The organism is Streptomyces sp. MZ04 (assembly GCF_004684775.1).
GTDB lineage: Bacteria > Actinomycetota > Actinomycetes > Streptomycetales > Streptomycetaceae > Streptomyces.
In genome coordinates this window covers 1-10745 of the sequence record NZ_SRIC01000272.1, presented here as the reverse complement: position 1 = coordinate 10745, position 10745 = coordinate 1, and the positions used below count along the sequence as shown (strand labels likewise).

Below are 10745 nucleotides of genomic sequence, written 5' to 3'. Positions count from 1 at the left end.
CTCCGTCCTGGTCCGCGTCCTGCGACGCGGAGAGATCGCCAATCCTGCCTGTGCAGGCACGCCGAGACGATTACCTGCGAAGTAAGGCGAGCCCATCACCAAGATCTACTTTCGATACGCGCCCTAGGCGGAGCCACCCTCACCCCCGGCCTCGTCGACTCCCACAGCCACCCCGTCCTGGGCCTGGACATGGCCACCGGCGAGGACCTCAGCGGCGTACGCGATCTCGAGGCACTCCGCCGGGCCCTGCGCACCGCGGCCCGCGTCGACGGCTGGATCGTCGCCTGGGGGCTCGACCACAACGCCTTCGGCGGGCGCCCCGTCGACCGCGTGCTCATCGAGGACGTACTCGACGGCGCCCCCGCCTTCATCCGCCTCTACGACGGCCACTCCGCCCTCGTCAGCGGCGCTGCCCTGCACGCGGCAGGGGTGGAGGGCCCGCGTGAGTTCGCCCAGCGGGCCAGCGTCGTCTGCGACGCGGACGGGCGCCCCACCGGTCACCTCATCGAGCACGCCGCGATGGATCTCGTCACCGCCGTCCTGCCCAAGCCCTCGTACGCCGAGCGCCGCACCCGCCTCGTCGAGCTGCTCTCCGCGATGGCCGCGACCGGCCTCACCGGCGCCCATGTGATGGACATGGGAGGCGACGACGTACCAGGCCTGCTCGCCGCGATCGAGGCGGAGACGACCCTTCCGCTGCGGCTCCGGCTCGCGCCCTGGTGCATGCCCGGAATCGGGGACGAGGGGCTCGACGAGCTCATCGCGTTGCAGGCCCAAAAAGGACGGCACTGGCTCGTCGGCGGGGCCAAGTTCTTCATGGACGGCACCGTCGAGGGCGGCACCGCCTGGCTGGAGCACGCGGACTGTCACGGGCAGGGGACCGAGGCCTTCTGGCCGGACCCGGATGCGTACACGTACGCCGTACGGCGGCTGCACGCGGCCGGGGTGCGGACGGCGACCCACGCCATCGGGGACGCCGCCGTGCGGCATGTGCTCGACACCGTCGCGGGGCTCGGCCCGAGCGGGCGCCTCGTGCACCGGATCGAGCACATCGAGACCGTCCCCGACGACACGGTGCCGAGGTTCGCGGAGCTCGGCGTCATCGCCTCGATGCAGCCGCCGCACACCGCCTACACGCGGGCCGACCACACCGATGAGTGGTCCAAGCGGCTCGGCGACGAGCGGGCCGCGCGGGCCTGGCGGACCCGGGATCTGCGGGACGCGGGCGCGGTGGTCGCCCTGGGCTCCGACTGGCCCATCGCGCACTACGACGTCCGTCAGGTGCTTACGACCGCGCGAGTGCCCCGTGGGGCGGCCGGGCCCTCGCAGGGGCTCACGGGGCTCCAGGCCCTTGAAGGCTGCACCTCGCACGCCGCGGTCGCCGCGGGTGAGGCGGCGGTGGCGGGGCGGATCGCGCCCGGCTTCCGGGCGGATCTGACGGCCTTCGGCCTCGATCCGGTGGCGGCGCCCGCCGACGAGGTGGCCGAGGCGCCGGTCCGTCTGACCGTGATGGGAGGCCACATCACACACCGGGAGGCCTGAGCCGGGGCCTCAGGTCTTCAGGGGTGGGGCGAGGGCAGAGCTCTCGCCCCGCACCGCGATCTCCCTCGGCAGGGAGTACGGCATGCTCCCGTACCAGACCCATGCCACCGCGAAGCCGAACGCGAGGCAGATCATGCCGCCCACCGCGTCCAGCCAGAAGTGGTTGGCGGTGGCCACGATCACGACCAGGGTCACCGTCGGGTAGAGCAGGCCGAGCACCTTCGCCCACGGCACCGACGCCAGGGCGAAGATCGTCAGGCCGCACCACAGGGACCAGCCGATGTGCATCGACGGCATCGCGGCGTACTGGTTCGACATGTGCTTGAGGTCGCCGGAGGCCATGGAGCCCCAGGTCTGGTGGACCAGGACCGTGTCGACGAAGTCGTTGCCGTTCATCAGGCGCGGGGGTGCCAGCGGATACAGGTAGTAGCCGAGCAGGGCCACCAACGTCGTCGCGAAGAGCACCATGCGCGTCGCCGCGTAACGCCCCGGATGCTTGCGGAACAGCCACACCAGGACACCGAGCGTGACCACGAAGTGCAGCGTCGCGTAGTAGTAGTTCATGCCGACGATGAGCCATGTCGCCGAGTTCACCGCGTGGTTGACGCTCTGCTCCACGGCAAGACCCAGGTTCTGCTCGGCCTGCCAGATCCAGTCGGCGTTGCGCAGGGCCTGTGACTTCTGTTCCGGCACGGCGTTGCGGATCAGGGAGTACGTCCAGTAACTCACCGCGATCAGCAGGATCTCGAACCAGAGCCGGGGGCGTCGGGGGGCGCGCAGTCGGCGCAGCATCGTGCGCCCCTTGCGGTCGGCTTCCTCGCCCGCGTTGGGTGCTGTGGTGGGCCGCTGCTGGCCTTCCAGTGTCGTCACAGTCATCTCACCCATAGGCACAGAGTCTGCCAGATTCACACCCTATGCCCGATCATCCCAAGGTCTGGTTCAGGTCGCATTCCCTACGCCCTACGGACGAGTGCGTCCCCCAGGGGCAGAGGCTGTTGAACCTCGAACAACCAGCTCGGGCAGGAACACGAATTCACTGTGCGGAGCGGGGGTGCCGCCGATCTCCTCGAGGAGTGTACGCACCGCGGCCTGGCCCATCGAGGGTACGGGCTTGCGCACCGTGGTCAGCGGCGGATCGGTGAACGCGATCAGGGGCGAATCGTCGAAACCGACCACCGAGACGTCGTCCGGGACCTCGAGTCCGCGCTGCCGCGCCGCCCGTATCGCCCCCAGCGCCATCATGTCGCTCGCGCAGACGACGGCCGTGCAGCCGCGGTCCAGGAGCGCGGACGCCGCCGCCTGGCCGCCCTCCAGCGTGTACAGCGAGTGTTCGACCAGCTCCGATTCGATCGCCTCGGGGTCCAGTGCCAGCTGGTCCCGCATCGTGCGTACGAAGCCCTCGATCTTCCGCTGTACGGGCACGAACCGTTTCGGGCCCAGGGCGAGCCCGATGCGCGTATGCCCCAGGGAGACGAGGTGGGTGACCGCGAGGCGCGTCGCCGCGCGGTCGTCCGGCGAGATGAAGGGCGCCCGCACCTTCGGGGAGAAGCCGTCGACCAGGACGAACGGCACGCCCTGCGCGCGCAGCCGGTCGTAGCGCCCCATGTCGGCCGTGGTGTCGGCGTGCAGGCCCGAGACGAAGATGATGCCGCTGACGCCACGGTCCACCAGCATCTCCGTCAGCTCGTCCTCCGTGGAGCCGCCCGGAGTCTGCGTCGCGAGGACCGGTGTGTACCCCTGGCGGGTCAGCGCCTGCCCGATGACTTGGGCGAGCGCGGGGAAGATCGGGTTCTCGAGCTCCGGCGTTATCAGGCCGACAAGACCCGCGCTGCGCTGCCGCAGCCGCACCGGACGTTCGTAGCCGAGCACGTCGAGCGCGGCAAGCACGGACTGGCGGGTGGCCGCGGCGACGCCCGGTTTGCCGTTGAGCACCCGGCTGACGGTCGCCTCGCTGACCCCCGCCTGCGCTGCGATGTCGGCCAGTCGCGCGGTCACAGGATTGGACTGTACCGGTCACATCTCAGGCTGCCCACCAGACCGCCGAATCCGCCGGGACGCTCACTTCGGCGGCGCCGGGATCCAGCTCCGCGCTCGACAGGAGCACGGTGCCAGGGGTGGGGATCGTGACGGCTTCGGCGGTGAGGTTCACCGTGCAGACGAGCGTGCCGCCGGGCGTCGTACGGCGGAAGGACAGGACGCCGTCGGGAGCGTCGAGCCACTCCAGGTGGCGGCCCCCGCCGAGCGCCGGGTGCTCGCGGCGCGCGGCGAGCGCGCGGCGGTAGAACTCCAGGGTGGAGCCGGGGTCGCCCTCCTGGGCCGCCACGGACAGGTCCCTCCAGCTGTCCGGCTGCGGCAGCCAGCTCGGGCCGCCCTCGACGGGGCCGAAACCGAACGGCGCCCGCTCCCCGGACCAGGGCAGCGGCACCCGGCAGCCGTCCCGCGTCCCGTCCTGCCCCCTCGTACGGAAGAACGCGGGGTCCTGGCGCACCTCGTCCGGCAGCTCGGTGACCTCGGGCAGGCCCAGCTCCTCGCCCTGGTAGAGGTACGCGGATCCGGGCAGTGCCAGCATCAGGAGCGTGGCCGCCCTGGCCCGGCGCAGGCCGCGGGCCGCGTCGCCGTCGGCGAGGCGCGTGGAGTGCCGTACGACGTCGTGGTTGGAGAGCACCCAGGTCGCCGGCGCGTGCACGGCGTTCATCGCGTCGAGGGAGCGGTCGATGACGGCGCGCAGCGCGGCGGCGTCCCAACCCGTCGTCAGATACTCGAAGTTGAAGGCCTGGTGCAGTTCGTCCGGGCGGATGTACAGCGCGCTGCGCTCCACCGTCGGCGTCCACGCCTCGGCGACCGCCGCGCGCTCACCTTCGTACGCGTCGAGGATCTGTCGCCACTCGCGGTAGATCTCGTGCACACCGTCCTGGTCGAAGTACGGCACCGCCTGCTTGCCGAGCAGCTTCACCTGCTCGCCGTGGCCGATGTCGGGCAGGCCCGCCGCCTTGATCAGGCCGTGCGCCACATCGATGCGGAAGCCGTCGACGCCGAGGTCGAGCCAGAAACGCAGGACGGAGCGGAACTCCTCGTGCACCGCCGGGTGTTGCCAGTTGAAGTCGGGCTGCTCGGGCGCGAAGAGGTGGAGGTACCAGTCGCCGTCCGCCACCCGCGTCCAGGCCGGGCCGCCGAAGACGGACTCCCAGTCGTTGGGCGGCTCGGAGCCGTCCGCACCCTTGCCCGGACGGAAGTGGAAGCGCTCCCGCCACGGCGAACCCGGGCCCTCGCGCAGCGCCCGCGCGAACCACTTGTGTTGGTCCGAACAGTGGTTGGGCACCACGTCGACGATCACCCGCAGGCCGAGCGCGTGCGCTTCCCGTACGAGATCGTCGGCGTCCGGCAGGGTGCCGAACATCGGGTCGACCGCGCGGTAGTCGGCCACGTCGTACCCGGCATCCGCCTGCGGGGACAGATAGAAGGGGGAGAGCCACACGGCGTCGACGCCGAGCCGCTGCAGATAGGGGAGTCGGGCCGTGATGCCCGGCAGATCACCCATGCCGTCGCCGTCGCCGTCGGCGAAACTGCGCGGATAGACCTGGTAGATGACGGCGTCGCGCCACCACTCACGGCGCGCGGCGGCGTCGGACGGGGCGTCGGCGGGAAGGGCGGCCGTGACGTGCTGGGTCATGAAGTCCCTCGGGGATACGGGGTGCGGACACCTCGATGAACGTCGCGCGGAAGGCGAAGGTCACGAGAACGGCATCGCGTCGCGGCCCCGCGGCTGTCATCGGGCCCCTGGAGCAATCGGCGAAGAAGCCCCCCAGAACAATCGCCGAAGAATCCGCTGCACACACCTGTACCCGAAGACTTACCCATCAGTACATTGACGCCATGTCTAATACGCAGAGCCGGGCGCCCGAGCCCGTCGCGTCCGAGCACACCGCGCTCAAGGCACGCAAAGTCTCCTTCTCCTGGGAGAACACCCCGCTCCACTGGGTGCCGGGCGACCCCTTCGTCACGCATACGATCAACGTCCTCCATCTGCTGCTGCCCGCGGGTGAACGCTGGTTCGTCCATGTGTACAAGCAGGTGCTTCCGTACATACGCGACGAGCGGCTCCGCGAGGACGTGATCGGCTTCATCGGCCAGGAGGCCATGCACTCGCAGGCCCACGACGAGGTGCTGCCCCACCTCAAGGAGCAGGGCCTCGACCCGACGCCGTACACCGCCCAGGTCGACTGGCTCTTCGAGAAGCTGCTCGGCGACAAGACGCTGCCGCCGGGCAAGGCCCGCAAGTGGTGGCTGATGGAGCGCGTCGCGATGATCGCGGCCATCGAGCACTACACCGCCTTCCTCGGCAACTGGGTCCTGAACGCCGAGGAGCTGGACCGCAGGGGCGCCGACCCGACCATGCTCGACCTGCTGCGCTGGCACGGCGCGGAGGAGGTCGAGCACCGCTCCGTCGCCTTCGAGCTGTTCATGCACGTCGACGGCGGCTACCGGCGGCGCGCGAGGACCTGGGCCACGGCCTTCTCCGCCCTGGTGTTCCTCTGGCAGCGCGGGGCACGGTTCTTCATGGAGAACGACCCGACGCTGATCGGCGGCAAGGCCTCGTTCAAGGACTTCTACCAGCGCGGCAGGCAGGGCACGCTGCCCACCACTCCCGACATGATCCGCTCCATCCCGCGCTATCTGAGCCGCGGCTACCACCCCTCCCAGGAGGGCAGCACCGAGCAGGCTCTCGCCTATCTGGCCTCCTCGCCCGCGGCGACCGCCGCCGACGCCGCGACGAACGGAGCCCGCTGACATGCCCCGCATCCGCACCGTCCTGCTCGTCGCGGGCGCGGCCGTCCTCGCCAGGCGGGCCATGCGGCGCCGCATCGACGCCTCGCCGCTGTGGCCGCTGCCCACCCTGGAGGAGCCGATATCGGGGCGCCCGCGCTCCCGCGCGCTGCGGCTCCTGGTCACCCGGCACGAGAAGGTCGCCGACGGCGTCGTACAACTGCGCCTGGAAGGCGAGGACTTGCCGCCCTGGGAGCCGGGCGCCCACCTCGACCTCGTGCTGCCGTCGGGTCTCGTCCGGCAGTACTCGCTGTGCGGGGACCCCGAGGACACCTCCTCGTACACCGTCGCGACCCGTCTGATCGGCGAGGAGCAGGGCGGCCGCGGCGGCTCGCGCGAGGTGCACGAGCAGCTTCAGGAGGGGGTGGAGGTCGAGATCCGCGGGCCGCGCAACCGCTTCCCGCTGGCCGACGCCGATGCGTACGTCTTTGTCGCGGGCGGCATCGGCATCACGCCGATCCTGCCGATGCTGCGGGCCGTCGACGCGGCGGGCCACGACTGGCGGCTCCTGTACGCGGGCCGCTCCCGCGCCTCCATGCCCTTCCTGGAGGACGTCGAGAAGCTGGGCGGGGCGGTGGACGGCCGGGTCACGGTCGCCGCCGACGACGAGGGCGGCCAACCGGACCTGACCGGATTCCTGGCCGGACTGCGGCCGGGCACCGCCGTGTACGTCTGCGGTCCCGAGGGCCTGATGGACGCGGTCGCCGAGCGCGTCCCCGAAGGCTGCGCACTCCACCTGGAGCGGTTCACGCCCCATACGTCCACCGAGGGCAACGAAGCCTTCGAGGTGGAACTGCGCCGCAGCGGACGGACGATCGACGTGCCCGCCGACTCCACGGTCCTCGCCGCGGTGCGCGCGGAGCTGCCCGACACCATGTACTCCTGCGAACAGGGATTCTGCGGAACGTGCCAACAGCGCGTCCTGGAAGGGGAGATCGACCACCGGGACGAGCTCCTGACGGACGCGGAGCGCGCGGACTCGATGCTGATGTGCGTGTCACGGGCGAACGGGGGCCGCATCGTCCTCGACCTGTGAACAGTTGGGACGGACCGGCCCCTTGGGCGGCCGGATCCGCTCGGTAAGGTGTTCGCATGACTACCGGGGTGCGCCGCAGAATGGGTGTCGAAGAGCGGCGGCAGCAGCTGATCGGGGTCGCCCTCGACCTGTTCAGCCACCGCTCGCCCGACGATGTGTCCATCGACGAGATAGCGGCGGCCGCGGGCATCTCGCGACCGCTGGTCTACCACTACTTCCCGGGCAAACTCAGCCTGTACGAAGCGGCGTTGCAGCGTGCCGCCGACGACCTCGCCGAGCGTTTCGTGGAGCCGAGGGAAGGCCCGCTGGGGGCCCGGCTGCTGCGTGTGATGGGCCGCTTCCTCGATTTCGTCGACGGCCACGGACCCGGCTTCTCCGCGTTGATGCGCGGCGGCCCCGCGGTCGGCTCGTCGACGACGAACGCGCTGATCGATTCGGTGCGCCAGGCCGCGTACGTCCAGATCCTCGCGCACCTGGGTGTCACGGACCCGCCCGCGCGGCTCGAGCTCGTCATCCGCTCCTGGATCTCGCTCGCCGAGTCCACGGCACTGATCTGGCTCGACGGGCGCCGCATTCCGCGCGCCGAGCTGGAGCTCCAACTGGTCCACGACTTCGCGGCGTTGACCGCCGTGAGCGCGGCGTTCGACGAGGAGATGGCGGACATCCTGCGCACCGTGCTCGCCGACGAACCGGCGGACGGCCTGTTCGCCGACCTGATCACCCGCCTGATCGGACTGGCCCCGCAGCAGGCCTGACCTGCGGCCCGTCGTACATTTCCCGCGTGACGACGACGGACGCCGCGGAGCGGCTGACCCACCGCCCGGCCGGCGAGGAGGACATCACCACGCTGGTCGCCCTCTACGACGGCGCCGCGCGCTGGATGCTGGAGCGGGGCATCGACCAGTGGAAGCCGGGCGGGAAGGGCGAGGAGCACTTCCGGCAGCGGATCGCTGCGGACGAGGTCTGGCTCGCGTACGACGGCACGAACGTCGCCGGAGCGTACGAGATCTGGTGGGCGGACGAGCCCGCCTGGGGCGTCCAGCCGCCGGTCGCCGGTTATGTGCACCGGCTGATGACCCGCCGGGGCGCCCCGGCAGGCACGGGCCGCGCGCTCCTGTCCCGCGCGGAACAGCGCATCGCCGAGGCGGGCCTCGACCGCTGCCGCCTGGACTGCGTGACGTCCAACCCCCGGCTGCGCGCGTACTACGAGGGCGCGGGATACGCGGTGGTGGGGGAGCTGCCGGGAAAGGTGGCGGCGGACGGGAGCACGTACGGGGTGCTGCTGCTGGAGAAGCGGCTGGGGTGAAGCCTCCCGGGGAGTGGTCCGGTGGTCGCCTCACCGCAGCGTGGAGATCTTGCCGCCGTCGGTGAGCCTGCCGCTCAGGCCCGCCCGGTCGCCTCGCCCGACCGGTGCGGCCAGGGTGTTGCCGGGCACCTTCGTGCCGCCCGACGCGGTGATCGACGCGACCTCCTTGCTGCCGCCGCCCAGCAGGTACCACGTCCCGCCGCGCGACTTCCAGCGCACCCCGGCGAGCACCGCGGGCTCGCGTCCGCCGCAGGCCGGGGCGTCCTCCGCCTTCGCCGCGACGGCGGCGGCCGCCGACCCCGGCGGCTGGAACTGCGCGAGCATCCGGCTGCCGCCGCCCCGCCAGGTGTCGGCCCGCGTGCACACCCACTGCGCGATGCCGTTGGCCTCGGGCAGCGCCTGGCGCGCGTACGCCCACGCGTTCACGGTCCGCACCCCGTTCGAGCGCGCCGCGGAGAGGGAGCACGCGGTCGGGGCCCAGTCCGCGGCGGTGGCCTCGCGCGGGGCCTGCGGGCGGCCGGCCGTCAGGTGGGCGGGGACGAGCTCGCCCAGGTCGGTGGAGAGACGGTTCGTCCCGGAGTTGTCGCGCAGTTGCAGCGCGTTCCAGGACGTGCACGAACTGGCCTGCGCGGGGCTGGCGAAGGGTTCGGTGACCCCGTCCGCGTCCCGCTCGAGGGCGGTGGCGGCCGTGCCCTTCACCAGATCACGCACCGCGACACCCTTCACCCAAGGCGCCGTCAGATACCGCACGTTGCCGTCGGTACGGTTCACGAGTACGGCACCGGCCTCGGCGCTGTTCGCGCCGTCCACGCGCGCGAAGTCGAGCGCGGCGCCGCTGGTGTCGTCCTTCGGCTCGGCGTAACGCACCACGCGAAGACCGTCGTAGAGAAGCACGACCCTGGCCGCGTCGGCCTCGCCCGCGAAGAGCAGCTGAGCGGGGCCGGGAGGAGCGCCGGCGGCCGTACCGGGCGTCGCGGACACCTGCACCGACTCGCCGGGCCGCGCCCACACCGCGAGCGCCCGGCGCAACAGGGCCTTGTCGCCGGTCAGTTCACCCCGCGCGGGCCACACGGAGAAGTCGGTCCTTGCGGACCGCTTCCACTCACCGGCGCCGACAAGCGTCAACTTCCCCGGATCCAGGGCGGCCTGCCCGGCGGGATTCTTCGCGTACGCGGGAGCCGCCGCACCGTCCGGCGCCCAGCCGTCGCCCGGCAGCCCGAGCAGCGCCCCGCACACCAGCGCGGCGGCCACCGCGACGCCCGCGGCCTTCATGTGCTGCCTGCGCCGCATCAGATCGGTGGGCCGCGCCTGCAGCGAGCAGGGGTCGAACTCGGGCGAGGCGAGGAGTTCGTACCGCGCGTCGACACCGTCGGCCTCGGCGAGCGCGGCACCGGGGTCGTCGACGCCCGCCGCGTCGAGCACCTTGCGTACGTCGCCGTCATCGAGGCGCTCGAGGCCGCGCAGCACGTACGCGGCGCGGGCCGCACCGGAGAGGGTGGAAAGCCGCTGGTCCAGGGCGAGTTCGTCGGCGCCTCCCGAGCGGGGGAAGAGGCGCAGGCCCCGGACCTGGGGGAGCAGCGGCGGGAACTGCGAGCGCTTGGGGACGGCCGTCCAGCGCAGTGGAAGACCCGCCTCCAGGGCGGTGCGCACGACGCGAAGGCGCACATACGCGTACCCCGGATCGCCCTGGCGGCGTCCGTCGCCCGCGCGCTGCACCGGGACGACCGCCTCGTCCCCGGACCTGCGGCTGCGGGGCAGCGCGCGCTGCGTGAGCGAATGGGCCGTCAGGACCCGCCGGTTGCGTCCGAGGCTGGGCGGCAGCACCAGGTAGGCGAGCCGCACAAGCCGTGGGTAGTGCTCGACGAGGGCGGCTTCGGCCTGCTCGACATCGACGATGCCGGGGGCATCCTGGGGCGGGGACTGCACATTCGACGACACGTTCAGCAAAACGAGCGAATCCTCAGATGGTCACCTGTCGTTGATGCGCCCGGCAGCGGACCCGCCCCTTCAGGCCAACCTCCACCCGCTGAACCCCAC

The 10745-nt window shown here is 71.8% G+C and carries 8 protein-coding genes and 1 pseudogene; 5 read left to right on the top strand and 4 right to left on the bottom strand.

What is annotated here, in order from left to right:
* Positions 1 to 123: 123 nt before the first annotated feature.
* Positions 124 to 1542, top strand: a pseudogene (locus E2651_RS35205) (amidohydrolase family protein); the annotation flags it as partial.
* Between the two features lie 9 nt (positions 1543 to 1551).
* Here E2651_RS35205 and E2651_RS35200 read toward each other — a convergent pair.
* From E2651_RS35200 to E2651_RS35190, 3 genes are all read right to left on the bottom strand, one after another.
* Positions 1552 to 2427 (bottom strand): phosphatase PAP2 family protein, encoded by an 876-nt coding sequence (locus E2651_RS35200; RefSeq protein WP_135335323.1) that lies wholly within the window; start codon positions 2425 to 2427, stop codon positions 1552 to 1554.
* Between the two features lie 75 nt (positions 2428 to 2502).
* On the bottom strand, positions 2503 to 3537 hold the full coding sequence (locus tag E2651_RS35195) for a LacI family DNA-binding transcriptional regulator (protein ID WP_135335322.1): 1035 nt from the start codon (positions 3535 to 3537) through the stop codon (positions 2503 to 2505).
* Positions 3538 to 3562: 25 nt separating this feature from the next.
* On the bottom strand, positions 3563 to 5212 hold the full coding sequence (locus tag E2651_RS35190) for a glycoside hydrolase family 13 protein (RefSeq protein WP_135335321.1): 1650 nt from the start codon (positions 5210 to 5212) through the stop codon (positions 3563 to 3565).
* A 203-nt stretch (positions 5213 to 5415) separates the two neighbouring features.
* Between E2651_RS35190 and E2651_RS35185 the strand changes: the two genes are divergently transcribed.
* The 4 genes from E2651_RS35185 to E2651_RS35170 are packed head-to-tail and all read left to right on the top strand — an operon-like array spanning position 5416 to position 8708.
* A complete protein-coding gene (locus E2651_RS35185; protein WP_135335320.1) occupies positions 5416 to 6330 on the top strand; it encodes a metal-dependent hydrolase in 915 nt (304 codons plus the stop codon).
* 1 nt (position 6331) lies between these two features.
* Complete coding sequence (locus E2651_RS35180) at positions 6332 to 7402, top strand: PDR/VanB family oxidoreductase (protein WP_135335319.1); 1071 nt, start codon at positions 6332 to 6334, stop codon at positions 7400 to 7402.
* Positions 7403 to 7458: 56 nt separating this feature from the next.
* Positions 7459 to 8157, top strand: coding sequence for a TetR/AcrR family transcriptional regulator (locus E2651_RS35175; protein WP_135335318.1), 699 nt, complete (start codon positions 7459 to 7461; stop codon positions 8155 to 8157).
* Positions 8158 to 8183: 26 nt separating this feature from the next.
* Positions 8184 to 8708, top strand: a complete 525-nt coding sequence (locus E2651_RS35170; protein ID WP_245239429.1) for a GNAT family N-acetyltransferase — start codon at positions 8184 to 8186, stop codon at positions 8706 to 8708.
* A gap of 30 nt (positions 8709 to 8738) precedes the next feature.
* Here E2651_RS35170 and E2651_RS35165 read toward each other — a convergent pair whose 3' ends face one another.
* Positions 8739 to 10655: a hypothetical protein gene (locus E2651_RS35165; RefSeq protein WP_135335317.1), complete on the bottom strand. Its 1917-nt coding sequence runs from the start codon at positions 10653 to 10655 to the stop codon at positions 8739 to 8741.
* Positions 10656 to 10745: the final 90 nt, after the last annotated feature.

Excerpts from the sequence above, each read along its gene's own strand:
- E2651_RS35200 (WP_135335323.1), bottom strand. The coding sequence starts at position 2,427 with ATGGGTGAGATGACTGTGACGACACTGGAAGGCCAGCAGCGGCCCACC.
- E2651_RS35190 (WP_135335321.1), bottom strand. The coding sequence starts at position 5,212 with ATGACCCAGCACGTCACGGCCGCCCTTCCCGCCGACGCCCCGTCCGAC.
- E2651_RS35185 (WP_135335320.1), top strand. The coding sequence starts at position 5,416 with ATGTCTAATACGCAGAGCCGGGCGCCCGAGCCCGTCGCGTCCGAGCAC.
- E2651_RS35180 (WP_135335319.1), top strand. The coding sequence starts at position 6,332 with ATGCCCCGCATCCGCACCGTCCTGCTCGTCGCGGGCGCGGCCGTCCTC.
- E2651_RS35175 (WP_135335318.1), top strand. The coding sequence starts at position 7,459 with ATGACTACCGGGGTGCGCCGCAGAATGGGTGTCGAAGAGCGGCGGCAG.